General features: G+C 58.9%; 20 protein-coding genes and 1 tRNA gene. 13 read left to right on the forward strand and 8 right to left on the reverse strand.

From position 1 onward, the window contains the following. Positions 1 to 250 precede the first annotated feature (250 nt). A complete protein-coding gene (locus L1071_RS02895; RefSeq protein ID WP_246968437.1) occupies positions 251 to 2,398 on the reverse strand; it encodes a TonB-dependent receptor in 2,148 nt (715 codons plus the stop codon). A gap of 252 nt (positions 2,399 to 2,650) precedes the next feature. Between L1071_RS02895 and L1071_RS02900 the strand changes: the two genes are divergently transcribed. Then, complete coding sequence (locus L1071_RS02900) at positions 2,651 to 4,726, forward strand: TonB-dependent siderophore receptor (RefSeq protein ID WP_246968440.1); 2,076 nt, start codon at positions 2,651 to 2,653, stop codon at positions 4,724 to 4,726. Positions 4,727 to 4,886: 160 nt separating this feature from the next. Here L1071_RS02900 and fhuB read toward each other — a convergent pair whose 3' ends face one another. The 6 genes from fhuB to L1071_RS02930 form a co-directional block, all read right to left on the reverse strand. Beyond that, positions 4,887 to 6,896 carry a Fe(3+)-hydroxamate ABC transporter permease FhuB gene (gene fhuB, locus L1071_RS02905; RefSeq protein WP_246968443.1) on the reverse strand — a complete coding sequence of 670 codons (2,010 nt, stop codon included), beginning with the start codon at positions 6,894 to 6,896 and terminating at the stop codon, positions 4,887 to 4,889. Then, on the reverse strand, positions 6,889 to 7,818 hold the full coding sequence (locus tag L1071_RS02910; protein ID WP_246968447.1) for an ABC transporter substrate-binding protein: 930 nt from the start codon (positions 7,816 to 7,818) through the stop codon (positions 6,889 to 6,891). The genes fhuB and L1071_RS02910 overlap by 8 nt, the downstream gene beginning before the upstream one ends. Before the next feature lie 10 nt (positions 7,819 to 7,828). Beyond that, positions 7,829 to 8,596: an ATP-binding cassette domain-containing protein gene (locus L1071_RS02915; RefSeq protein WP_246968450.1), complete on the reverse strand. Its 768-nt coding sequence runs from the start codon at positions 8,594 to 8,596 to the stop codon at positions 7,829 to 7,831. Between the two features lie 183 nt (positions 8,597 to 8,779). Beyond that, positions 8,780 to 10,873, reverse strand: a complete 2,094-nt coding sequence (locus L1071_RS02920) for a TonB-dependent receptor (protein ID WP_246968452.1) — start codon at positions 10,871 to 10,873, stop codon at positions 8,780 to 8,782. Positions 10,874 to 11,090: 217 nt separating this feature from the next. Beyond that, positions 11,091 to 11,831: a 4'-phosphopantetheinyl transferase family protein gene (locus tag L1071_RS02925; RefSeq protein ID WP_246968454.1), complete on the reverse strand. Its 741-nt coding sequence runs from the start codon at positions 11,829 to 11,831 to the stop codon at positions 11,091 to 11,093. Positions 11,832 to 11,834: 3 nt separating this feature from the next. Further along, positions 11,835 to 12,443 carry a hypothetical protein gene (locus L1071_RS02930; RefSeq protein ID WP_246968456.1) on the reverse strand — a complete coding sequence of 203 codons (609 nt, stop codon included), beginning with the start codon at positions 12,441 to 12,443 and terminating at the stop codon, positions 11,835 to 11,837. A gap of 95 nt (positions 12,444 to 12,538) precedes the next feature. Between L1071_RS02930 and L1071_RS02935 the strand changes: the two genes are divergently transcribed. The 4 genes from L1071_RS02935 to L1071_RS02950 all read left to right on the forward strand — a co-directional run bounded on the left by L1071_RS02935 (position 12,539) and on the right by L1071_RS02950 (position 16,512). Beyond that, a tRNA-Ile gene (locus L1071_RS02935) sits at positions 12,539 to 12,615 on the forward strand. Positions 12,616 to 12,721: 106 nt separating this feature from the next. After that, positions 12,722 to 12,913: a hypothetical protein gene (locus L1071_RS02940; protein WP_246968458.1), complete on the forward strand. Its 192-nt coding sequence runs from the start codon at positions 12,722 to 12,724 to the stop codon at positions 12,911 to 12,913. A gap of 556 nt (positions 12,914 to 13,469) precedes the next feature. Then, entirely contained in the window at positions 13,470 to 14,549 is a 1,080-nt protein-coding gene (locus L1071_RS02945; protein WP_246968460.1) for an acyltransferase family protein, read from the forward strand. Between the two features lie 220 nt (positions 14,550 to 14,769). Continuing rightward, positions 14,770 to 16,512 carry a sodium:solute symporter family protein gene (locus L1071_RS02950; RefSeq protein ID WP_246968462.1) on the forward strand — a complete coding sequence of 581 codons (1,743 nt, stop codon included), beginning with the start codon at positions 14,770 to 14,772 and terminating at the stop codon, positions 16,510 to 16,512. 100 nt (positions 16,513 to 16,612) lie between these two features. Here the strand turns inward: L1071_RS02950 and L1071_RS02955 are convergent, their stop codons facing one another. Continuing rightward, on the reverse strand, positions 16,613 to 17,761 hold the full coding sequence (locus tag L1071_RS02955) for a PD-(D/E)XK nuclease family protein (protein ID WP_246968463.1): 1,149 nt from the start codon (positions 17,759 to 17,761) through the stop codon (positions 16,613 to 16,615). A 334-nt stretch (positions 17,762 to 18,095) separates the two neighbouring features. On the opposite strand from L1071_RS02955, the gene L1071_RS02960 reads away from it, so the two are divergent. The 8 genes from L1071_RS02960 to L1071_RS02995 form a co-directional block, all read left to right on the forward strand. Continuing rightward, positions 18,096 to 19,100 (forward strand): TRAP transporter substrate-binding protein, encoded by a 1,005-nt coding sequence (locus L1071_RS02960; protein WP_246968465.1) that lies wholly within the window; start codon positions 18,096 to 18,098, stop codon positions 19,098 to 19,100. A gap of 72 nt (positions 19,101 to 19,172) precedes the next feature. Next, positions 19,173 to 19,691, forward strand: coding sequence for a TRAP transporter small permease (locus tag L1071_RS02965; RefSeq protein WP_246968468.1), 519 nt, complete (start codon positions 19,173 to 19,175; stop codon positions 19,689 to 19,691). After that, complete coding sequence (locus tag L1071_RS02970) at positions 19,688 to 20,968, forward strand: TRAP transporter large permease (protein ID WP_246968471.1); 1,281 nt, start codon at positions 19,688 to 19,690, stop codon at positions 20,966 to 20,968. The genes L1071_RS02965 and L1071_RS02970 overlap by 4 nt, the downstream gene beginning before the upstream one ends. Before the next feature lie 14 nt (positions 20,969 to 20,982). Further along, the gene (locus L1071_RS02975) at positions 20,983 to 22,182 is read left to right on the forward strand and encodes an alpha-hydroxy acid oxidase (RefSeq protein WP_246968474.1); all 1,200 of its coding nucleotides are present in this window, start codon (positions 20,983 to 20,985) and stop codon (positions 22,180 to 22,182) included. Between the two features lie 63 nt (positions 22,183 to 22,245). Then, positions 22,246 to 22,914 (forward strand): GntR family transcriptional regulator, encoded by a 669-nt coding sequence (locus L1071_RS02980; protein ID WP_246968477.1) that lies wholly within the window; start codon positions 22,246 to 22,248, stop codon positions 22,912 to 22,914. Positions 22,915 to 23,084: 170 nt separating this feature from the next. Further along, a complete protein-coding gene (locus L1071_RS02985) occupies positions 23,085 to 24,077 on the forward strand; it encodes a HipA domain-containing protein (protein WP_246968480.1) in 993 nt (330 codons plus the stop codon). Position 24,078: 1 nt separating this feature from the next. Next, entirely contained in the window at positions 24,079 to 24,825 is a 747-nt protein-coding gene (locus L1071_RS02990) for an HIRAN domain-containing protein (RefSeq protein WP_246968483.1), read from the forward strand. A 204-nt stretch (positions 24,826 to 25,029) separates the two neighbouring features. Further along, a partial coding sequence (locus L1071_RS02995; protein WP_246968486.1) for a type I restriction-modification system subunit M occupies positions 25,030 to 26,017 on the forward strand: 988 nt, incomplete at its 3' end.

Below are 26,017 nucleotides of genomic sequence, written 5' to 3' on the forward strand. Positions count from 1 at the left end.
CTCACTTGATGGGAGTACAGAGGGCATCGCTCGAGCATAACGCTAATGAGGAATGCGTCATGAAGTAGGATGATGACATGATGCGATTTTTAATGCAAAAAATTATCAATTGCGATTGGTTTCGAGAAAGCGACGCTCGGGTCAGGTGATGGCGCGTCTGCGGCACACTTTGCGTAAAAGATGATGGGCTACAAAAAAGCGACGCCATGGAGGCGCCGCTCAACGAGCCAGATCTGTCGGATGTTTTTGCTTAGAAGTCGAGCTGATAGCTCAGGGTGAAAGTACGTCCCCGGCCTTTGAAGTAATACTCGTCGCTGACCCTGGCTGCCTGGGAATAATAGGTGAAGTAGTCCTCGTCAGTGAGGTTTTCCACACCCAGGCTGGTACGGCCCACTGGCAGGCTATAAGCCAGTGAGGCGTCGATCAGGCCGTAGCCGTCGAATTCAAGCTCGGGGTCGTCGACGCTGCGGTCGAAGTAGCGGCTGTACTGCAGGTGCGAGGAAAGTTTCTCGTTCCAGGCTGCGCTCCAGGCCAGCTTGAGGGTGTCCGGTGCGATGTTGATGCCGGTCAGCTTGGTATCCACGCTGCCGTCGCCGTCTTGGTCTGACTTGCCCTCCGTGTGCGTATAGGAAGCCCGTAGCTGGTGGACATCATTCACCTGAGCTTCGCCGGTAATCTCGACACCCTGGATCTCTGTCTTCTCGCGGTTGCCGACCCAAGTGCCGTTTTCCTCGGTGAGGCGCTCGCCATAGTCGGAGTTCGATTCAAAGTAGCTCAGCTCGAGCCCATAGCGATCCCAGTCGAAGCGGGCGCCGATCTCACGATTGTCGGTGACGATGGGCTGCAGCGTCAGCAGAGAGTCAACGTTTTGGCCTGGCGTATCGATGCCACGCAGTACCCGGCCTACATCGGGCATGCCGAAGCCTTCGGAATAGTTGGCATAGATCTGTGCCCAGTCGGTGGCCTGATAGACGATGCCCGCATTGTACAGCGTCTCGTTGAAGTCGGGCTTGCCGCCTCCGACGCTGACGTTGTCTTGAGTCACATTGCTGCGGTCGATGCTGCTGTAATCGTCGACCTCCAGCTCGGCATATTCCTGGCGAACCCCGGCATGCAGACTAAGCGCTTCGGTAAGGTCATAGTCCCCCTGCAGGAACACTGCCGCGTTGCGGAAGCGGGTCTCGGGCACATAAGTGCGATCGGTATGGACCAGCATTTGGCGGGTATCATCCTGCAGCAGATCGAGGCCAGTGGTCAGCTTGAGGCGATCGTCGAGCAGGCCATCGCGGCTTAAAGTGAACTTGGCGCCGAGCTTGTCGGATTCGTTGCGAGTCTGGTCATAAAGCGTGTTGCCATTGCCGTCTTGGTAAGGGAAGTATGGTGTGGTGGCGAACTGGGCGCGAAAACGCTGGGTATAAAACTGGGCGTCCAGGCTGTTGCCCAACCAATCATCATGAGAATACGACACCCGGGCAGTGGTGACCTTATTATAACCGGGATCGCCATCCGGATTGCCCTTGCGTGCGGTGGTGGCAACACCGGCGTCGCGGTCGCCGACCACAGGCACGTAGTCACCCTCGCCTTCGAGTTCGAAGCGATTGATCGACACCTCGACATTCTGGTCGTCATCGATCCAGTAGGCCGCCTTGGCCATCAAGTCGTAGCTGTCGGAGTTTTGGAGTTCGCCGGGATAAGCGACGCCTACTTCATCATCGTTACCGTCGTAGAAGACACCCCGTTTATGGCGACTAGCGGCGAACATGTAGTCCCAGTCGCGGGTCTGGCCGCTGAGACGGTAGTCCAGTTTGTGGCCGAAACCTTCCGACTCGAAATCATCGTCACTGGTCAAGCTGACGCCGACATGCTGACTTATCCCGACCCCTTCGGGGCGCTTGGTCACGTAGTTGATGATACCGCCGGTCGCACCCAGGCCGTGCTCGGCGCTGGCACCGTAAATGACCTCGATGCGCTCGACCATGGAAAGGTCAATGGTATAGCTGTCGCGGCTACTATCACGCAACGGGTTGGACTGGGGTACGCCGTCGACCATGAACAGCGGCGCACGGCCGCGGAAGGTCTCGCCCGCATTGGATAGCTTCTGACGGCTGGGCGAGTAGGAAGGTATCAAGTTGCTGAGTACCTGGCCGGGATCCTGGGTGATCGCCAGTTGTTGCTCGATTTGCTCGCGGTTGATGATGGTAACCTTCTGCGGGGTCTCGCCTTCGCTGCTGCGGTTGCGGGTCGCGGTGACGACCAGTGGATCCAGCCCATGGTCGTTGACATCTTGCGATTCCGTGCTTGTGGAGGCTTGGGCCAGCGCCGTGGCGGGCAGAGCAGAGACAAGCACCAATGGGAGCAGTGAGAGCTGCTTATGACGTGGTCGTTGAAAGGCTTGCATGGTAAACCGATATCCCCTTGCTGGATTTGATGTATTGGTTGTTGCTGTTATAGACCTTGAATCATTATGCTAATGATAATTCTTTTTATTTGCAATATCGATGCATCGCATGGCCTGCGCAGGGGAAGGCAAGCCGAGCCTTGCGTTGAAGGCTTGCCATTGTGAAAACAAATCACAATTCTTATCATGTGCGATAGGCTTTGCTTGGCGCGCGCTCCGCCGCCTGCTAATAAAATGACACAAGGAAAATTCATGTCCCGCTCCCATTCCCCGTCGTGGCCGATCAACGTGCTGTCGCCCTCGGCACGTCGCCTGGCCATGGCAACGTTGCTGCTGAGCTGCCCGCTGGCGGCGCAGGCACAAGATGATGCCGCCCAGACCGATACGGTGGTCGTCACCGCAACGGCGCTGAAGGTTGCTATGCCGCTTGCCGAGACGCCGCGTTCGGTATCCAGCGTGAATCGTGAAGACCTCGATGAACGTAACGTCCAGAGTCTCGACGAAACCTTCCGTTATCGCTCCGGTGTGCTGTCAGGGCATTTTGGTGCGGATAACAACACCGACTGGCTCAAAGTGCGTGGCTTCGATCAGGCGACCTACCTAAATGGGCTACGTCTTTATTCACCGGGGTATTACCAGTGGACGCCTGAGCCTTATGGCTTAGAGAGTGTCGATGTCTTTAAGGGCCCGGCGTCGATTCTCTACGGCGAAGCGCCCTCGGGTGGGATAGTCAATGCTGTCAGTAAACGTCCCACCGCTGAGAAGCGTGGTGAGATCGAGATCCAGGCCGGTAACCGTAATCACCGCCAATTCGGGATCGATACATCAGGACCTGTCACCGAAAGCGGTGATGTACGCTATCGGATGGTGGGGCTATATAAAGAACGCGATGGTGATTTGAATGACACGGATAACGAGCGTGTCTACTTCGCGCCGAGCCTTGAATGGGATATCTCCGATGACACCCAGTTGACTGTGCTGGCCAGTTATCAGAAGGACGACGGCGTCCCTGAAAACCCCTTCAAACTAGCTTACAGTACGCTGGAAGATACCCCCTATGGCAAAGTCGATCCCGAGACTAATTACGGTGCTTCGGACTACGATAAAGATGAGCATACCCAGTTCGGTATCGGTTATGAACTTCAGCATCAGCTCGATGATACCTGGAAGTTCGAGCAAAACTTTCGTTACAGCCACTTAGATCTGGATCTGCGTAGTACGTACCTGATGTCGTATCGCAATGATGATCGGACGGCATATCGTGGCCACCTGCAGCGTGACGGTGAGATAGACAGCTTTACCATCGATAACCGCATGGTCGGCAAGTGGTATACTGAACGCACAGAAAATACGCTGTTGTTTGGTGTCGACTATCAGGACCTGAGCCTTGATGGTAAGGAATATGATAATTACACCTACGATACCGTCGATATCTTCAACCCTAACACGACCGCTACGCCGGTGCCTGACAGCCAACTGATAGGTCGGCAGATCGATAAACAGCAGCTTGGCGTTTATGTACAGGATCAATTACGCATCGATGATCGCTGGGTGCTGCTGGGCAGTGTTCGTCATGACAGCGCCGATGTGAAGAATACGAATCAGGACACCGATGTCACAGTCGATGAGACCCAGTCCGAGACCTCCTTCTCCGGCGGCCTGATGTATTTGGGTGATAACGGGGTGAGCCCGTATCTCAGCTATACCGAGTCGTTCAGGCCGCAAGCCCAGACTGACGCTCAGGGTGCGGTTTTTGAAGAAATCGAAGGTAAACAGTGGGAGGCGGGGGTCAAGTACGCGCCTTCTTCCTGGGACGGTTATGTGAGCGCGGCGGTGTTCGACATCGAAGAATCCAACTCCTTTGTCACCCAGCCGACCGGAGATCAACAGCAGGGAGGTGAAACAACTTCTACTGGTTTTGAACTCGAGGGCGTGGGCTATCTCACGGATTCGCTCCAGTTGACTGCGGCATATACGTATACGGATACGCGTAACGCAAACGACCAGCGCAAGGAGTTGATCCCACGTCACCAGGCTTCTGCGTGGCTGGATTACGACTTCACCAAAGGGGCCGTCAAAGGGTTGAAAGTGGGTGGTGGTGTGCGCTATGTGGGCAAGTCTGTGGCTAGCCCGGGTAGTAGCATCGATAGTGACGTGCCGTCCTATACGCTGTATGACGCCATGGCAAGCTACGACTTCAATACGCACTGGACTGCTCAGATCAATGCCAATAACCTTACCGATGAAGAGTACGTCGCCAGCTGCGATTATTATTGCTATTACGGCGAGTCGCGCAGCGTGATCGGCAGCCTCAAGTATCGTTGGTAAGCGGAAAGTTATAAGACGTTAGAAAGAAGAGGTAAGAAAATGGCCCGAGGTGCTGGAAGGCACCTCGGGCCATTTTTATTGAGCCTTATACTACATGTGCCAATACTATTGCCTTCCATCTTCCATCTTCCATCTTCCCTCTTCCCTCTTCCCTCTTCCCCTAGAGCTTCCTCAACGACCACATGAAGTAGGCGCCGCCAATCAGCGAGGACATCAGGCCGGCGGGGATTTCCTGCGGGAATAGCCACTGACGCCCCAGCCAGTCGGCGAGGACCATCAAAAGTGCGCCCAGCAAGGCGGCGGCGAGCAGGTGAGCGCGTGCCCGCGATGCCCCCAGCAGGCGTGCCATGTGCGGCGCGAGCAGCCCGACGAAGGACAGCGGCCCGACCACCAGCGTGGCGGCGGCGGTGAGCAGGGCGACGACGCCGAGCAACGCCAGGCGCGCCCGGTCGACGTTGACCCCCAGAGCGCGAGCGCTGGAGTTGCCCATCGGCAATAGATCCAGCCAGCGTGACAGGCATTGCAATGCCAGCGTCAGTACCACGGCGCTGGCCGCGACGACGATGGCCAGCGAGGTGTCGACGTAATAGGTCGAGCCCGACATCCAGGCCAGCAGTTGCTGCGTGCGGGGATCGCCGTTGGCGAGCACGATGCTGCGCAGCGGGTCGAACAGCGCGGTGATGGCGATGCCCGTCAATAGCACGCGCTCCGGCTGGAAACCGCTGCGGCGGTTGATCAGCAGCAGGATGCCCAACGTTGCCAGCGCGCTCAGGGTGCCGGCGAGGAGTAGCATCGGCAGGCCTACGCCCGGCACGAACAGCACCACGACGATCAAGCCGATGGCGGTGCCGCCACTGATACCCACGACCTCTGGACTGGCCATGGGATTACCGGTCACGCGTTGAATCAGCGTGCCGGCGAGCGCCAGTAGTGTGCCGGCCCCCGCCGCCGCCAGGGTGCGCGGCAAGCGCCATTCATGCGTGGCTTGCCATACCGCCCACGAGGGCCAGGCCCAGCCCTCGCCATTCTGGCCGAGCAACAGGGAGGCCACGAGCGCGACCGCGAGTGCCAGCCCCAAGGCCATCAGCAGACGGCCCGGTGCCCGGCGACGTGGCGCCGTCAGCATGGGCGCGGCATGCGGGCGGTCGCCTCCCAGCTTGAGACGCGGGATCAGCCATAACAGCAGTGGCGCACCCAAGGCGGCAGTGGTCGCACCGGTGGGAATCATCGTGGGGAGCGCGCCGGAAAAACGCTGCAAGAGTTGGTCGGTCGTGGTCAGCAGCAAGGCGCCTAAAACCGGTGCCCACAGCAAGCGCTGAGGCAGCGTGCGCGCGCCCAGCAAGCGTACGATGGCCGGTGCCGCCAGGCCGATGAAACCAATGATGCCGATCACGCTGACCACACAGGCGGTGATGAAAACCGCCAGACCCAGGCTCATCAGGCGCAGATGCTTGAGCGAGACCCCCAGGCTACGCGCATTGACGTCGTCGAGTTCGAGGATCGCCAGCGGGCGCAGCATGAGTCCGGCTAGCACCAGCGCGATGGCCAGGCGCGGGAGCAGATAGAGCACGCCGTCCCAGCTATTCTGCGAGAGCGATCCCGCGCCCCACACCATCAGGCCTCGCAGCTCTTCCTGGTGAAAGAGGATCAGCGTCGTGCTGACCGCGCCCAGGTAGAGATTGACCACCAACCCGGCGAGCACCACCACCATGGGCGCGAGACCGCGTCGCCACGCCAGGGCGAATACCAGCCCCATGGCCAGGCCGCCGCCCACCACGGCCACCCATTCGCGGCCGAGAATGAGCAGACCGGGGGCGAACAGCGTGGCGAGCAACAAGGCAAGCTGCGCCCCCGTCGCGACGCCCAGGGTCGTGGGCGCAGCCAAGGGATTACGCAACACTTGCTGCATCAGGACCCCGGCGATGCCCAGTGCGCCACCGGCCAGCAGCGCGATGGTCCAGCGCGGCAGCCAGCTGTAGTGCGTCAACAACTGGTCGATGTTGCCTTCATCGGGGACGAACAGCGCCTGCGCCCACTGCGCGACGGGCAGTTGCGTCGCCAGCGAGAGGCCGCTCAGGGCGAGACACACCAGCGCGAGCAGAGAACAGAGACGCGCGGGGGTCAGCACGAAATGCGGGAACGGCAAGGAACGGGAGATCCAGTCACGCATCGGGCGCCTCATGGGTCGGCGGTTTTGCGTCGTCGATGAGGGCATGGCTTAGATGATCGGCGAAACGTGCCGCCGAGGGCGCGCCGCCGAAGCTCCATACCGGCGGCAGCGTGAGCACCTCATCGCGACGCACGGACGGCAAGTGCTGCCACAAGGCGCTCGACGAGAGGCGCTCGTCGACGCCCACGGGCAGCGGCTCGATCACAACCAGGCGTGCGTCATCGAGCTTGGCCAATGCTTCCAACCCCACGGTGGAGAATCCCCAGTAATTGGTTTCTTCCTGCCAGGCGTTTTCTAGCCCTAAGCGCTGCATGACAGCGTTATAGAGACTATGTTCGCCGAATACGCGCACGTGACGGTCGTCGATGAACTGCACGACGAGCAAGGGACGGTCGCTGATATCCTGAGTGTCGAGGGTTTGCCGCAAGAGGGCGAGGTGAGCGTCCAGCCAGGCGAGCAGCGTGTCCGCTTCCGCCTCGTGGTCGGCAATGGCGGCGATCTCGCGGGTGGCGCTTTTCAGTCGTGTCCACAGATCGCTGCCGGGAGTATAGAGCGCGACGGTGTCGGTCGGGGCGATGCGTCCGAGGCTGGGGGCCAGGGTACTGAACATCGGCGAGAGCAGAATGCGGTCGGGCGCGAGCTGGGCCAGCAGTTCACGATTGGGCTGCGCACGTAGGCCGATATCGACCACCTCATCAGGCAGCGGCGGCGCGCCGACCCATTCACGATAGGCATCCGTTTGCGCCACGCCTACGGGTGTCACGCCGAGCGCCAGCAGCGTTTCAGCGATGGTCCAGTCGACGGTGGCGATACGTGGCGTGTCGGCGGCGCTGGCGTTATACGACCCGGCGAGCAGCACCAGCAACGCCAGGGCAAGGAGTTGAAAGCGGAGATTGTCTCCGCGCATCGACAATGGCGTCACAGCGACTCCATCAATGCAGCACGGCGATGGGGTGCTCGCCGCCGGGGTGAGACATGACCCGCATGGGGATGCCGTAGATGGCTTCCAGGGTGGCATCGCACATCAAGTCGCGGGGCGCGCCCTGGGCAAGCACTTGCCCGCTGTGCAGCGCGACCAGGTGATCGCAGTAACGCGCCGCCATGTTGACGTCATGAAGAACGATGACGACGCCCAGCCCCAGCTCGCGACACAGTGACCGTACCAGGGCCAGCACCTCCACCTGGTGCGCGATATCCAGCGCCGCTAGCGGCTCGTCCAGCAGCAGGAAGCGGCTTTCCTGGGCGAGCAGCATCGCCAGCCACACGCGCTGGCGCTCGCCTCCGGAAAGGGTATCCACCAGGCGGTCGGCGAAGGCTTCGGTATGGGTCAGCGCGATGGCACGCTCGATCTGCGTCTTGTCCTTGCCGTTGAGACGCCCCAGCAGGCCGTGCCAAGGATAGCGCCCAAAGCCCACCAGCTCACGGCCGGTGAGGTTGTCGGCACTGGGCAGATGCTGCGGCAGGTACGCCACATGGCGAGCGAATTCACGCGTTCCCCAATCGGCGAGCGGGCGCCGGTCGAGACGAATATGGCCGCGACTCGGCGCTTGCTGCTGGGCAAGCATCTTGAGCAGGGTCGACTTGCCCGAGCCGTTATGGCCGATCAGCCCATAGACCTTACCTTCCTCGAAGGTGAGGTCGGTAGGGTGCAATAGGCACTGGCCGTTGACCTCGAAGCTGGCAGCGTCGACGTTGAACATCACAGGTGAACCCCAAGCGGGAGAATCTTAGAGCGCAATCGTAATTCAAATAAGAACGGTTATCAAAAATCTCGAGGCGGTATCGTCTCAGGGGGAGGCGAAGAGAAAGGCGAGGGGGGAGGCAACGCCCGTCTCAATAACGGGCGTTACATGGCGCTGGCTATGCAAAGGTGGGTGTAGTTATCAGTAACTGTGTGACCAGCTCAATGTATAGGTGCGCCCACGGCCCTTGAGATCCCACAGCGACTGGGCGCCATAGGCTTCATAGAACACGGCGGCACGCTGGCCCCAGATCGTCACGTAGTCTTCATCGAGCAGGTTTTCGATGCCCAGGCTGACGGTGCCGAAGGCCGTATCCTGGCTGGCCGTGGCGTCGACCGTGGTAAAGCCGTCGAGCTCATTGCCGGAGGCATCGTCGAGATCGAAGGTGCGATTGACCTGGAGACGGGCGCGGGTATCGATGTCCGACCATTCGCCGTAGAGGGTCGCCTTGGGCATGCTGGCATCGGTGATGCTGGCGTCTTGCCACTCGCCGCCGATCTTCTCCTCGGACTTCACGGCGTTGAACGTCGAACCCAGCGTCCAGTTTTGACCGAAGAAGCGCTCGACCTTGCCTTCCACACCGTAGGTTCTGACGTCCTTGTCGATGGTGGTGACGCCGATCTCGAGATTGCCGTCGTTGCTGTAGAGGTAATCGATCGCCTTGTCCGACCAGCTATAGTAGGCGGCGACCTGTGTCTGCCAGTTGCCACCGTTGAAGCGCCAGCCGGTCTCGAGCTGCTGGGTCTTGATGCCGTCCACGGGATTGTCCGAGATGTCGAAACTGACTCCGCGATAGGCCTTGGCGATATCGGGAATCTCGAAGCCCTGAGTGTACGACAGCCAGGTCTGGTGGCCGTTGTGGAAGTCGTAAAGCGCCTTGAGATTGAACAGCGAGACATCGTAGCTGTTGGAACCGCCGTCGTTGCCGCTCTGCGGGTCGACCTCGACATCGGTTTGCTCGAAACGCGCACCACCGGAGAGTTGCAGGTTCCGGGTGAGCTGATAATCCGCCTGGGCGAACGCGGCCAGGGTATCGGCCTGGAACGACGGGTAATACGGATCGAGCACGTCGGTCTGGTCGAGCTCCAGCCCGCCGTCGGAAGGTGCCAGCGTGTAACGTTTGGAATCGAACTCCTCCCGGGAGAGATCGAGCCCGTAGGTCACGCTCAACGGCTTGCTGAGCTGCGCGGTGAACGCCGCCTTGGCGCCGGTCAAATCGGTGTTCTGCTCCGAGACTGTAAAGGTGCTTGCCCCGGGAAACGGATTGAAGACCGAGGATTCCTCGCGATGATAGGCCTGAAAGTAGAACTCCTGACCCAATAGCGCGCGGTGATGATAGTTGGCGTTGAGATACAGGCGCTCGGTTTCGGGATCGACATCCGAGTCGTAGCCATCGCGGACCTCGCTACCCTGGATTTTCTCCGAATACGTCGCGCCACTATCGTAATTCGGGTAATAAAGCCCCTTGTCACCCGCATAGGCCGAATCGTAATACTGGGCCGTGACATCGAGCCGTTCACTCTCACTGATCTTGACGGCGAGATTGCCCATGAGATCGACGGAGCGGTTTTCCTGCAGGCCCGATTGAGCGATGTCGGGCTTGATGATCTCGCCATCGGCATCGTAGAAGGAGCCATTCTCTTGCACCGCGATGGCCAGGCGCCCCTTCACGCGTTCGTTGCCGCCCGAGATGGATTGCGCCGCCCGTTTGGTGAGATCGTCCGAATCGTTGAAGCCGCTGGTCACGCCCAGCTCGCTCTCGAAGTTGAGACCTTCCTCGCCTTTCTTGGTAACGATATTGATGATGCCACCGGTGGCGCCGCCGCCATACAGACTGCTGGCGCCGGAAAGCACCTCGACGCGCGTGATATTGAACGGGTCGATGGAATCGAACTGCCGCGACAGGCTGCGTGAGCTGTTCAGCGATACGCCATTGATCATCACCAGCGCATCGCGTCCGCGGAAGTTCTGTGCATAGTTGGTGCGATTGGTGCTCGAACCGAAGTCGAAGCCAGGAATCAGCCGCCCCAAGGCCGATTTCAAGGACTGCCCCGCGTTTAGTTGCTGCTGGAGCTGCGCTTCATCCACCACCCATGCCGCGCCGGGGATCTGGCTGATCTCCGTGGGTGTACGCGCGCCGATCACCACCATGGTGTCTTGCGTGTCCTGTGCCTGAGCAGGCAACACTGAGCCGCCGGCCGCTGCGATGAGGCCGAAGGTAAGTGTCTTTTTCATTAGTATCCCCTTGATATTGAGCGTTATTTTCAAGCGCGCCCTAGGGTACAGAGTGAGAATTAAAACTCAATAACAACGATTATTATTTAGATTATTGTGTGAGAGTAAAAGCTAAGAGACAGGAAGTAGAAAGCCAGGAGCCAGAAGCTGGAGAAGCAGAAGAGAGGAAGAAGGAGGTAGGTGGCAGTGAAACCAGACGCGACGAGCTGCCCAGTGATTAACGGATTGAGTTCGAAGGAATGGCCACGAGACTCAGCAGGCGTGAGGCTGTCTCGGTGTACTGACCCTCGAGCATCGCGCCCGCCGCCCAGCCGTCGCAGAGGGAGCGACGCAATTGCAGCGTTATATGCCCCGTGGCGGGACGCCACTCGACGAGCGCGGCATCTTGAAAGTAGAAGCGCACGCCGATCAAGGGATATAACGCCTTGAAGAGGCTCTCCTTGCTGGAAAATGCCAGGGTGGTGAACAGCGCCTGGGCGTCGCGGTCGAGACTATCACGCCAGGCACGTTCTTCCGGGGTAAGAATCTGTGGCGCGAGGCGTTCGGCGCGCACGGGGCTCAATAGCGTTTCCGCATCGAGCCCCAGCCCTTGCCAGGCACCACGCGGCGCCGCTAGGGCGGCGGCGAAACCGTCGCTATGGGTGATGCTTCCTAGCGTGCCTTCGGGCCAGCAAGGCGCACGATCGGCCGCGATGCCCGGCACCACACCACACCCTGTGGCAGCGTACAGGGCCTCGCGGGCGCATAGACGCCCTGCCAGAAATTCGCCCCGGCGCTTGGCGATTGCCGTGGCCAGTTGTGGCGGTAATGCGATGCCTCGGGTGGCAAAGTCCGCTTCGCACACCGAGGGCGCCGTGAAATCCACCCCGCGCCAGGCGACGCCAGCGAGCGGGCGCGGCCAAGGCCACTGGGTTTGCCAGCCCTGACAACCGGCGGGGAGATCGCATACCGCGGGCATCGCTTAGCGGTCCACCAATACGGCATCCAGCTCGACCGGCACCTCGTCGTCGATCTGCTGATAGCCGAGCAGCCCGAGCACGGTGCGCGCGGTCTGGTTCTGCATGATCGCACGGCCATCCAGCGACACCGATTCGGCATTGCGTACACGAATCTCGCGTTCGCTCTCACGCGTGAAGCGCACCTTTAGCGGCTCCTGCTGCGACGCATCGCCATCCTTCACGCTGAGCATCAGCGTCTCGGTACGGGACTCACCTACGGGCAGGTCATCGAGCACTTGGGGATCGAGCTGTGTGACCACCGTGGTCAGCTCGGTATCCGACAGGCTCGCCATCCACGGTGGCAGCTCGCCCAACTGATCGAGGATGTCGGTCTGGTTGAGCCGCACCGGCAAGCGTAGCGTTCCATCCGCGGCGATATGCCCGTTCATGCGCTTCAGCGCGTGCTGATGCGCCACCTCTGAGCCGGACGAGGTGATCTCGGTGATCGTCGCCTCGACGCGTGATTTCTCCGGATCGAGCTGCCAATCCGCCTGCGCCACGCATGGCAGCGTGACCACGCCCAACGCCGCTGCCCAGGCAATACGACGCGCCATTTGCTTCATTTGATACATCGCCACACCCTCCATGGGATGGAATTACACTCCAGGGGACAATCCCCCCTAGTCTCGTTTATCGGCATCCGCTATGATACTGCCCCGTTGCGTCAGGGCCTATAGCTCAGTTGGTTAGAGCAGGGGACTCATAATCCCTTGGTCGGCGGTTCGAGTCCGCCTGGGCCCACCATTTCCAATACCCCTCCCTCACATCTAGCGCGACACTCAAAGGCTGCCACTAGCCACTCCCTCCCGCCATAGAATCTCAATCATGATTTCCATCAGGGGGCACAATCATGACTCAGCTCACACCTGATACTCAGGAAATGTTGGATAGCCTCCGTGCTGCTGTGTCGGAGACCTTGGAGCGCAAGCAGCGCTTGGGCCACTATGCTGTTATTTGGCAGGGCGATAAGCCTGTGCTGGTTGGTGACGATGCCCCTGATCAGGTTGATCGCCAGTCGCCCGGCGGCCCGGCACTGGACTGATTTCTCTCCAAGTGTGTAGATTCACGATCATCGACATACGCTTCCTCGCTATCGGCTTCGAGTCTCGGTCAATAAGGCTGCTTGGTGCGTGACCCCTTGAGTGAGCGTCTTCAGGGCGTTGTCGTGTTGTAGCAACCCGATCGCCTCAAAATGGCGCGGCGAATCGCCTCGCGCTGCTCCTCCCATGGTGGTCATTTCACGCAATACCTTAATCATGCCCTCTTTCGAGCAGGTGCTTTGTGAAGGACTTCGAGTCGCGTGGCATCGATATACTCAACCCGTGGGAGTGTCGCCCGGCGCCAAGATCCTAGGTGCCGGTCGACGCTCCCACGTTATGGGGTTCATGCCTTGGCCAATGAGGCTGCCTCGTGCTGCTTGCTAACCATTGATGTTGCGTATGCCCTCCCTGGAGTCAGAACATCGCTGCAACCGGTAAGTCCTGGAATCTTTTGCCGACATCCTTGTCTCATTGGCGGCGGTGGCATGCCGTGATGCGAAACCCGACGCACTCGAGCAATCCCGATGAGATGAAACGCTGTAAAGGCGCCTAGGTGGCATGAAACAAATCTTCGAAATCTATTGGCTGCGGTTCTATGGGTGCCTTGCCGTTTTCCTCTACCACCTGCTTGATCGGGTCAACCAGTATGCCGATAACGTCTATCTCGACCTGACGCGTTTATCCACTGTACTGGGAACGCCGACGTTCATCTTCATTTCCATTTTCCTGTTCACGATACGCTACGGTAAGACCATCCCCGCAGGCTTTCTCAGGCAACGGGTCAAGTACCTACTGATACCGTATATTACGTATGCGATTATCTATTCGGTATCCGAGTACTGCCTTGCGGAGGGGCATTCTCTGGATCCAGGCTATGGCCAGCTACTCGTCAATTATCTGATCTACTGTGACTGGCACGGCTATTTCCTGCTGATCGCCATCCAGTTCTATGCGTTCTACTGGTGTTATATGCGCTATGACCTGGGGCGTTATCTCAATGCGACCGTCGGCGTGATGATCGGCACGCTGATAAGCATGCTTTATTGGGGCAGTACAACGGCTCTGGACATTACATTGCCGGGGTATCTGCTCTGGGTAATTCCCATCGGTTGGTTATACATCTTCTTTTTCGCCATTCGTGTTGCCCGCCAATACTACTACGATAGGCTGGATAGTGGGCTGGGTCTGCGAGGACAAGCAGCGTTGCTGGCCGTCTCTTTCATGGTGATGATCGGCGTGGTCCTCATGACCGATATCGAACTTTCCTCGAAAGAAGCTTGGGTCATGCCTCTTTTCCTGCTGTTCATCGGCGTAACGATGCGACTGTTCAAGGGACGAGGGGCGCCCGCATTCGTGAGGATGATCAACCGGCACTCATTCGGCATCTACCTGTCTCATCCGATATTTTTCGGTATCTTCGAGGTCATCAGTCAAAAATTGGACTTCGGATTGATCGGCTACACCCTGCTACTCGGCATCGTCGGTTTTCTGTGTTCGCTTGGCCTTAGCGCCCTGGCTAACAGGCATCCGCTGAGCGGTCTGATCATGGGCCGCCAGCTTCGGATCGGTGCCGCCGCCGGCGTTTCATCTCAAACCGCAGCGCATGCTGACCGTCAATATAATCTGAGAGTAACGTGAAGGTGGCCACGGGTAACGGCTCGTGGGGCGCGTAAAGGTATTCCGGAAATCGCCATTGATAGCTGTGATGGGATAGGTATGAAAGAGCCTTTCCATGGCCGGTGATGACGCGGAAAGAAGGGCGAGTCGCGTTGATTGAGTTGGATGTCGCAGAGAAGACAATGATCCGTATGTAGGTACTTACCATGGCTGCGAATTTCAACAACAAGTGTGATTCGCCATGGTCTATACCGCTGCCATCGTGCTGAGCCTCATCGGCTACTTCATTATCGGCAACCTGGCCGGCCGCCGGGTCAAGGATCTCGACGACTACTTGGTCGCTGGGCGTAACGCTCCCACGCTGATGATCCTCGGCACCTTGGTCGCCAGCTACCTGAGTACCAGTGCCTTTCTGGGCGAGACCGGTTTCGCCTACGATGGCTATCCCTTTGTCATGCTGATCTTTGCCGCTATCAGCACCTCGGGCTGTCTACTCGGCGCGCTGGTGTTCGGTCGCTACCTGCGTCGTAGCGAGGCGCTGACAGTGCCGGAGTTCTTCGGCAAGCGCTTCGCTTCGAAGCGCGTGCAGATGATCGCCGGGCTCACCACCGTCTTTGGCCTGGGTGCCTACCTGCTGGGCGTGATGCAGGGCGCCGGCATCATGTTCGAGGAACTCACCGGGCTGCCTTACTGGACCGGGTTGGTACTGGTGTGGCTCACCTACACGGGCTTCATTCTGTACTCCGGTTCCCAGGGCGTGGTGCTAACCGACACCGTGATGTTTGTGATTTTCGCTGTCGCCGCGGTGGGCGGCTCGCTCTATATCATCAGCGATCTCGGCGGCTGGTCGGGGGTGATCGAGGGCTTGCTGGCGCAGTCCGACAAGCCCGATATCGCACTGTGGCATGGCGTGATCGAAGGCGAGGGAGCGACCTTCTCTTCGCCAGGCGAGGCGCTCATCTGGGGGCTGACGCTGGGGCTGGTATGGGCCACGGTGCTGGCGGCAAGCCCCTGGCAGGCGAGCCGCTATCTGATGGCGCGCAACGAACACGTCGTGATGCGTTCGGCGATGCTCACCGCCGTGGTGCTGGCGATCTTCTACGCGCTGATGATGATGACCGGCGCGGCGATCAACCTCTACGACCCGACGCTCGACGACGAGCGTGCCATGGTGTGGGCAGCGCTCAACGTGCTGCCGAGCTGGCTCGGTGTGATCATCCTCACCGGGGTGTTTGCCGCTGGTCTCTCTTCCTGCTCGACCTTTCTGTCGATCATCGGCTTCAGCCTTGCCCACGATATCCTGCCTTCTTCGCGCAACGAGCGCAGCGCGATGCGGGCGAGCCGTATCGGTGTGCTGGGGGCCGGGCTGGTGGCGCTGCTGCTGGCGCTCTTCCAACCGCCGGCGGTGATGGCAGTGGTGTGGTTCGCCGCGACGCTGTTCGCCTCCTCCTGGGGGCCGGTGGCGCTGATGAGCATCTGGAGCCGTCGGATTACCGCCGCCGGTGCCGGCTGGGGCCTGGGGGTTGGCTTCGTCGGCAACTTGATCCTGTCGCTGATGGAGCAAGCCGAGTGGGTCTCGCTACCCGTCTATCTCCACCCGGTGTTACTGAGCACTCTAGTGGCGCTGGTGGCGATCGTGGTCGCCTCCAAGCTGACCCGCGTCAGCCAGGCAGAGAGTGAGTACCATGCCTTCCTGCATCGCAGTCCGGTGGAGAACGAGCGCAGTTGGGCGGCTGTCAGCCGCCGGGTAGCCGTGGTAACCATGCTTACTGGCGTCGCGGTGGGAGCCTTTCTGTGGTGGCATTATGCCGACTCGCTGGCGGCGCTGGCCGGTCGCTTCGGTGTGGCTGATGACGTGGTGACGGGTGCCTACCTACTGGCGACGGGTTGCGGCGTCATGCTGGTCATCGCCGGCGCGGTGGGCTTCTGGCTGGTGAGAGCACGCAGTGCAGACGTCGGTAGCGCCCGAATGGCGAAGTCCTGAGCGGTTCTCTTGGCGCTGATGGTGAGGAAGCCCTCGACCAGTCGGATTGTCAGCCACTCGGATGGCTAGTCACTGGACTGACGCTTCCTCATTATTGGCTTCAGACCTCGGTCAACAAGGCTGCTTTTTGCCGGACTTCATCGGTCAGCGTCTTCAGGGCGTCATCGTGCTGCAGCAGCTCGATCGCATCACAGACGGCGCCGCGAATCGCGTCGCGCTGTTCTTCCATGGTGGTCGTCCCGCGCAGCACGTCGAGCAGGGGTGTCTCCAGGTACAGAGGATGATGGCGATTGGCCGGGCGTTCCTCGAGGTGATCGTAGAAGTGCCAGCCCCGGTGAGGCGTCCGCTCGCGAAGCTGTTGTACGAGTCGCCGATAGCTCGGTAGTTGCGGGTAGATGTCGTGCAGCTTGACCGAGAAGTCGAGAATGACGTTCAGCATCACCCGGTCGGTATACCGGTTCTGCACCAGGTGGTCGCGCCCGTCGAGAATCACCCCCACGAACAGCCCCGGCATCCAGTGAAGGGGCCCACCGGCGGGGATCAGCTCGAACCCCAGCCGGCCCCAGCGCGTCTTGGGGCTGCGTCCTTCATAGCGCTCCGCGAGCGGCCATTCCTCGTACGCCAGCGGTGTCAGAGCATCCGCCAGTTGCTCTGGAAAACGCCACGCCACCGGGTAGAACGCCACCGCCTGATGGCTGATCGGCGCCGCCGGATGCAGCCCCTCGTGTCGTAACAGGGCCAGGAAGCTGGCGATATGAAAGTGCTCCGCCGGGTCGCTCAGCGTTTCGTGGCGTGCCTCGAGCAGTTTGTACACGTCCTCCCAGCACAGGCAGCCGTGCGCTTCCGGCCGATGCTGACCGGTATTGGCGGAGACCACGATCACCCGCGCGGACTTGCCGGGAAACTCCGACGCCGCCAGTTCGCGATACTTGTTCACCTGCTCGGCCGAGAGCGGCGCATGCACCTTGTGCTCGAAAAGCAGTGCGCCGCCCGGCCACTGGGCGAGCATATCGAGGCGCGCGCCGGGATAGGGCGTTTGTGTGTCCCAAGTGATGTCCTGATCGGCATTGGGCAGATCGATGCGATCCGCCTCCGGCACGCGCGCCATGACGGTGTCGAGAAAGGCATCGGCCACCTCGCGGGAATTGCGGAGCAGCCAGGCGAAAATCTCGGTGAGGTAATCCTCGAGACTATCGCGCCCTTCTCGGGGGCGATAGCGGCGGAGGCTGACCAGCAGGGAGTCGTCCATCGATGCAGTCCTGGCAGTAAAGGGAAGGGGCGCCATGTGTCACGGCGCGAAAGGCGCGTAAAGGTACCTTGTAAAGGTGGCGATCCCAAGCCCGGTGGTCATTGTGAAGGACCATTACGAAAAATCATTGCGAAAGACCATCGCGAAGAAGCCATCGCTCCCTCCTGACCTGCACGCCTCGACCCCCCGTTCATCGCCAGCACAAGCGCCAGACGTTCGTGTTTAGACAAAAGTCTTTCTAGGCGCGATACAAAGTGAATGCTAGTATATCAGTTGGCTCCTGAAGGGAGCCTTCGATGCCAGCGCCTGTATCAGCTAACGGGGAGCACAACAAATGACATACTCACTCTCAGCCATCATAGGCCGCACTCTGGTGGGTTCCGCTTTGATGGGAACGGCCATGTTTGCCGGACATGTCTACGCACAAAGCACAGCAACCATCAAGGTCGCGAGTTACTTCGCGGAAGAACACCCTCAAAACGTGGCTATCCGCGAAAAATTCAAACCGTATGTCGAAAGCCATTCCGACATGCAAGTAAAGATCTATCCGAATAGCTCGCTCGGTGATGAGCGGCAATACACCAATGGGGTAAGAACCGGCAGCATCGAAATGGCGATTGCTGGAATGGGGTTGCAGACAGCCAAGCCGCAAATCGGCTTTCCTGAGTGGCCATTCTTGTTCGAAGACTATGACCAAGCACAGTCCATGCTTAATGGGCCGGTTGGTGAGAAGGTCGATCCCTATTTTCGTGAGCTTGGTGTAGAGCCCTTGGCGTGGACAGCGAATGGCTTCCGTGTTTTCTCGAGCAAGGAAAAAATCGACAGCATGGACGACTTCGATGGTTTCAAGCTGAGAATGCCCAACCTGGAACTGTATGTGGAAGTGGGTCAGGCGTTAGGCGCCAACGTGCAGACCATGGGGATGTCTGAAGTCTACCCGGCGCTCGAGCAGGGGGTGATAGACGGACAGGATAACCCTCTGGCCACACTTTATCGCTCAGGGTGGTACGAAGTGCAGAACAATGTGCTGGAAAGCCGGCACATGTTCAGCCCCAACGTGTACCTGATGAACCAACAGTTTTACGACAACCTGAGCGATGACGAGAAAGACGTCATCCAGGAAGCCTCTCGCCAATCCATGGAGTTGGAATGGAAGCTAATGCGTGAGTCCGCTTCAGAGATCAAAAAAGAACTCGAAGAGTCTGGGCTGGAAGTGACAGAACCGAGCCAAGAGCTTCATGACGAAATGGTAGAAGCAGTGCAGCCGATCTATGACGATTTCTACAGTCAATATGATTGGGCTGAAGACATGGTGAACATGGTGCGTGAAGGTTCATAACGTTTGTCATGTATATGCCATGCGAACTCCAGTAGTTCGCATGGCCAAACCGAGTGGATAAGGGGTGGTTTTATGTCGATGACGACCTTGTTCGGTTTCTTGAAAAAATCCATAAGGCTAGCCATTGCCGTTGCCCTGGTGCTGATGGTGGGGTTCGTTTTTACCAATGTCGTTCTCCGCTATGCCTTCGATAGCGGGTTGACATGGTCCAGTGAAGTAGCGCGATACCTCTTCGTATGGGTCGTGTTCCTGGGATCCATCCTCGCCGTTGTCGAACATAGCCACCTGGGCGTGGATATCCTGGTACGCCACATTCCCGGCTGGCTTCAGAAGCTGCTTTTCTTGCTGACGACGGCCCTGATCGTGGCGGTAATGACCCTCGTGGTCAAAGGGCTTCTGGTCCTGATCGAACTGAATGTGGGGATTACAGGGCCCGCCACCGATATCCCCATCAACAATTACTACTATGCCGGCATGATCGCGGCCATTCTGATATCTGCAGTGATGGCATACCAAGCGTTGAGCTTTGTTCTGACCGGCCGCAATGGCCCCACATGGGCATATGATCATGATGAGGGACCCACGTCATGATGGTCGTCGTCTTTCTTGCCGTGCTGTTCTCGTTGATGTTGATCGGCATGCCGATCGCCTTTGCCATGCTCAGCTCCGCCGTGGTGATGATGTGGACCCAGGACATGTTCAATGTCACGACACTGGCCGAGCACTTCATCACCGGGGCCAACAGCTTTGCCTTGATGGCCATTCCCTTTTTCATCCTGACCGGCGAGATCATGAATGCCGGGGGTGTTTCCAAGCGCATCGTCGACTTTGCCTCGTCACTGGTGGGCCATGTGAAAGGCGGCCTGGGCTATGTCGCCATCGTGGCCGGTGTGATCTTTGCCGGGTTATCCGGCTCCGCCGTTGCCGATACCGCAGCGCTGGGTTCGATCCTCATTCCCATGATGGTGGCGCAAGGCTACGAGAAGAAACGCTCGACCGCGCTGGTGGCGTCCGTCGGCATCGTGGGCACCGTGATTCCCCCAAGCATCCCCTTGATTCTTTACGGGGTCGTGGGCGGCGTCTCGATTACCGGATTGTTCATGGGCGGCATCGTGCCCGGGATTATCATGGCGATCGGCATGACGTTCACCTGGTGGCTGGTCGCGCGCAAAGCCGATACCAAGCGGCTCGAGCGTGCAAACTGGCAAGCACGTCTTCACAGCTTCAAGCGTGCCTTCTGGGCCTTGCTGTTGCCCCTGATCATCATTGTCGGGCTACGGGGCGGCGTTTTTACACCGACCGAGGCAGGTGTTGTCGCAGCGGTATACGCTTTCGTTATCAGTCTTTTCTACAGAGAAATTCGCCTAACACAGCTTTTCGATGTGCTCACCAACACCGCGAAGACCACGGCCATCGTGATGTTGATTGCCTCGGCGGCCATTGTCACGGCGTATGCAATCACGGTAGCGCAAGTTCCTGCCCAGATCGCAGCAGGGCTTACGAGCATTACCGATAGTCCGACGCTGATGCTCTTGATCATCATGGTCATACTGCTGCTGTTCGGCTGCGTGATGGACATGACGCCCGCCGTGCTGATTTTCGCCCCCGTGCTGATTCCCGTGGTCGAGCAGGTCGGTATCGATCCTATCTACTTCGGTGTGGTGATGATCATCAACCTCTCCATCGGCTTGATTACACCGCCGGTCGGCACGGTGCTCTATGTGGGCTGTAGCATCAGCCGAATCAGCATCATCGATATTTCGCGTGGCATATGGCCGATGCTTCTGATGTACGTGGCGATCCTGTTTGCACTGATCCTCTTCCCCGAGATCGTGACCTACCCCTTAAGTATTCTGCACAACGGTTGAATGATGGAGCTGACATGAAAAGAAGTATGCTGCGCGGACGGCGCTACGATCAGGCACTGAGCATCGCGGAGCTTGCCGAGATCGCACGCCGACGACTTCCGAACTTCGTCTATGAATACATTCATGGTGGTGCCGACGACGAAGTCAGCCTGCTGAACAACCGGGCCGTCTTCAACCGCTACCGGTTCACGCCCAAGACGCTGACCGATGTCAGTCAGCGGGATCTCGGCCGAGATCTGTTGGGCCACCGGGTGAGCATGCCGGTCGTGATCGGGCCGACGGGGTTCAACGGCATGGTCACCCAGGACGGGGACTCCAAGTTGGCCCGTGCTGCGGCGGACCGTGGGATTCCGTTCACGCTGAGCAATGCCTCGACTGAGCCGCTGGAGGAGATCGCCAAGGTCCCCGGTGGGCGGCCATGGATGCAGATCTACTTTTATCGCGACCATGATTACGTAGAGAAGCTAGTCAATCGCTGTCGGGCGTCGGGCTACGACACCATCGTCGTGACGACGGACAGCGCCATCTACGGCAACCGGGAGTGGGACACGCGCAATTACGCGCGTCCCTTCGTGCTCAACTGGCGCAACAAGCTGCATGTGTTGAGCAGGCCCCGCTGGATGAAGGATGTGCTGTATCCGCATGGCGTGCCGACCTTCAAGAACCTGGGGGACCTCCTGCCGCCCGAGGATTCCTCCGTGCAGGGGGCGGCCGCCGAGATAGGCAAGCACTTGATGCCTTCCCTGAACTGGGAAGACATTCGCTGGCTGCGGGATAACTGGTCTGGCAACTTGCTGATCAAGGGCATCCTGTCGGTGGAAGAAGCCTGCACGGCGGTGGAATACGGTATCGACGGCATCGTGTTGTCCAATCATGGTGGACGCCAACTGGACAGCTCCGTCTCGCCGATGGAGATTCTCCCCGAAGTCAGGGCAGCCGTCGGCGACGCACTCACTATCTTGCTGGACGGTGGCTTCAGGCGCGGCAGCGATATTCTCAAGGCGGTGCTTCTGGGAGCGGACGCAGTTCTGCTCGGCCGCACGACACTCTACGGACTCGGTGCAGGCGGCCAGGCGGGCGTCGATCATGCGCTTGGCTTACTGTACAAGGAGATGGATCGCACCCTGGGGCTTCTCGGGTGCAGCAACCTGCAGGAGCTCGACCGCTCCTTGATACGCGATGCGTGCGCGCCGCAAACGGTTAGCCCCGCATAGGGCGGAAGGGTAGGATGGGCGGTAACAGAGCGTAATCGGCCGCGTCAGCCAGGAGCCAAAAGCATGATGAAAGGGGTGCAGGAACGGTCGTCGAGTGATCGTGCTTATAGCGATATACGCGACAAGATCATCACCACCGTACTGAAACCCGGTGAAAGGATTCATGAAAAAGCGCTGTCGGAAGAGTTCGGCATCAGCCGCACGCCGATTCGCGAAGCCCTGATGCGACTGCGCTACGACGGCTTCGTCGATATCTTCGCCCAGCGCGGCACCTTCGTGACGCCCATCCGCCTCGATGTCATCAAGGCGGCCCACTACACGCGCTCGGTACTGGAATGCGCCCTGATACGCGACGCCGCCGTGCAATGCAGCGACCGCGATGCTCGAGATCTTTACGATAACCTCGAGCATCAGCGGCTCGTATATCGGCAGGGGCAATACTACAAGATCGAAATCCTCGACGAAGAGCTTCATCAAAAGATTGCCGACATCGCTGGGCGACCGTCAGTGTGGCAAATCATTTACCACGTTCAGTTGCATATCAACCGAGTCCGGATGCTGTTTCTCAACGAAGAACGCGTGCCCGCGATCGTTGAGGAGCACACGCGGATTATCGACGCCATCGCCAACCGCGATCCCGACGCTGCGGAAAGCGCCATGAAAGCGCATTTGCAGTACATGGACGAGAACATTCAGAAGCTGGCCGAAAGCTACTCGGAATATCTTTCTTGAGGGGGTGGCTGCGTGGATCAGTCTGCGTATTGGTTGGCTACCGAAGGGTAGATAGCAACGGCTGGGAGGGTTGGTGCTATAGTGATCGGTAATACGACCCTGATCAGTGGATCCGCTCCGCGGTGAAGCTGCTGAGGGTTTTTTGATTTCTGGGGTTGCTAAGGCATGCCATGATCGATCGTGAGGGAGTAGTTCAGAAGCCGGATCAGATTATCGATATTGCGGACTGGGATATCCACCAGGATTACGAGGTCTTCCCGGTTGGGGCGCGGGATAAGTCGCTGCTTGTTTGCCCGGATCCAGCCCCCTTCGACTTTTGTATTCCTAGACACAACTATCTGTTCAAGGAAGCCATCAAGAGCGCCAAAGAGCCTGGCAAGCCCCGTCATCCAGAACAGTATTGGGCCGAGCTGATCGCCTTCCGCATCGGTCGCTTGATGGGGCTAACATTGCCGCCAGTCTTCGTTGCGATCGATTCGACCCGCGATGAGCCTGGCACGGTGAACGAATGGTTCATGGGTTATCCAGGTAGTGGAGAGGAGCGCCATGTCCCTGGCGGCGATTATATGCAACGCCTGATTCCCGGTTATGACCGCGAGAAGGGGGGTGAGCACAACCTATCCACCATCCTCACCCTCAGCAAGGCATTGGCACGTACGGGCACGCTCACTCATGACTGGCGGATCTACTGGGGGCTGTGTTTGTGCTTCGATGCTTTGATTGGTAACACTGATCGTCATCAGGAGAACTGGGGGCTGATCTGGAGCGAGAATGGGCCAAGGGCGCGCTTCACGCCATATTTTGACAATGGCACCAGCCTGGGCCATGAGTTGCAGCACCAGAAAATGCAGCGCATGATGCGCGACCCGAACGAGCTCGACGGTTACTTGTGCAGAGGCAAGCATCAGATGCGTTGGGCCAGGGATGAACCTCGCCGCTTACCACTGATCACCGGGGTTGCTGAGTATTGTAGGCATTTTCCCCACATTCGGCCGATATTGCTAGAACGGTTGCATGGATGGTGCGAGGATGATCTAAAGGCTATGTTAAATAGCCTGACACAATTTGATCTCCCACACCCCTTTACGCAGCAACGCGCTGAATTTGTTGCTTTTTTGACCCTTGAAAGGAGAAAGCGCCTGCTACAGGCTCTGGAGAACTGACATGACACGCTTTATTGAACATCTGGTGGAACCACGGCGACTGCTGCTCTACTGGCAGGCGCGCGAGAGTAAGAACCGCTCTCGCTATTGTGTGGGCCAGTTGATAAAGCATGGCGATGACGTCTGGCTTCAGTATGGCGTGGATGAACAGGAGATGGCCGAGGCCATTGGAATGGGCTTTAAAGGCTATCCGGCATTCCCTCTGAACCGGTCAGAGCATCGGCAACATGTTCTTGATGCCTTCATGCGGCGCCTACCGCCACGTAATCGGCGAGACTTTGGCCGCTATCTCGAGCTGCGTGGGATTTCCCGCGACGCTGACATAAGCGACTTCGCTCTCCTGGGATACACGGGCGCTAAATTACCCAATGATGGCTTCGAGCTGGTTCACCCCTTCGATGAACCGCCCACAGCGTTCGAGATGCTGCTGGAAGTGGCTGGCTTTCGGCACGAGGCGGAGATCGGCGTCTCTCACCTAAAGGAGGGCGATTCTGTCCGATTCGCCCCCGAGCCTGACAATACCTACGACCGCTTGGCTATCCGCATCGAATCGCAGGGCCGCAAGTTGGGTTATGTGCCGCGAGGGCAGCTTGAAATGCTCCATCGGGCAATCGATCAGGGTGCGAGTGTGGAAGGCGTGGTCTTTCGCCTCAATGGCAGCGATGACCGCCCCTTGGTCTATGTATTGACGAGCGTCACCCGAGATCAATCGGCTATCCCGAAAACCGCCCAGCGGTTGGAAGCCTAATCAGTCGTCAGGCGTTCATAGTCTATTCGTTGCCATTCCGATTGGCCCTCGCTCTCGCGAGGGCCATTTTGCAGCCGCCAGCAGGTACCCCGGAAAGGGCGAGGTACCAAGGTTGTCATGGCAATCACGGATGTTACCCCGTACACGCTGCTTTATGATGGACGCTATCTAAAGACATCAGCATCAAGAACGCGGGGAAGCACCTTGAATACGGAGAGTCATTCTCAGCTGGCGGCCTTTATCTGGTCCGTGGCGGACCTGCTGCGCGGCAATTTCCGGCAATCCCAGTATGGCCGCATCATCCTACCGTTTACGCTGTTGCGGCGCCTGGAGTGTGTGCTCGAGCCTTCCAAGGAGGCCGTGCTGACAGCGGCGCACACTCACCAGGCAAAGCCCGATCCCGTCCGCGAGAAACTACTACTGCGTGCGGCTGAACAACCCTTCTTTAACGCATCACCGCTGAGTCTAGGCACGCTGTCCGATACTCAGACCGCCGATGACCTGCTGAGCTATGTGCAGTCCTTCAGTCAGGATGCACGGGAAATCTTCGAGCACTTCGAGTTCGAGAACTTCGTCCAGCAGCTCGGCGCCGGCGATCTGCTCTATCAAGTGGTGCAGCGCTTTGCCGCCATCGACCTGAGCCCCGAGCGACTTTCTCATTACGGTATGGGGCTGGTGTTCGAGGAGCTGATTCGCAAGTTCGCCGAAAGCTCCAACGACACCGCCGGAGAGCACTTCACCCCGCGCGATATCGTCCACCTGACGACCTCGCTGGTGCTGACCGGGCAGGATGACAAGCTCACTCATGACGGCATAGTAACCGTTTACGATCCGACGGCGGGAACAGGCGGCTTTCTTTCCGAAAGCGACGAGTACATGCAGCAGGTTAGCGGCGGCATGAGCGTTTCACCGCATGGGCAGGAGCTCAATCCTGAGTCCTACGCGATCTGCAAGGCTGACATGCTGATCAAAGGGCAAGAGATCGATCAGATCAAGCTGGGCAATACGCTTTCCAATGATCAACTGGCCGGTGAACGTTTCGACTTCATGCTTGCCAATCCGCCGTTCGGGGTGGAATGGAAAAAAGTCCAGAAGACGATCACCGACGAGCACAAGCACAAGGGCTATGATGGCCGATTCGGTCCCGGCTTACCGAGGGTCTCCGATGGTTCGCTACTGTTCTTGATGCACC

The organism is Chromohalobacter sarecensis (assembly GCF_023061135.1).
Lineage (GTDB): Bacteria > Pseudomonadota > Gammaproteobacteria > Pseudomonadales > Halomonadaceae > Chromohalobacter > Chromohalobacter sarecensis.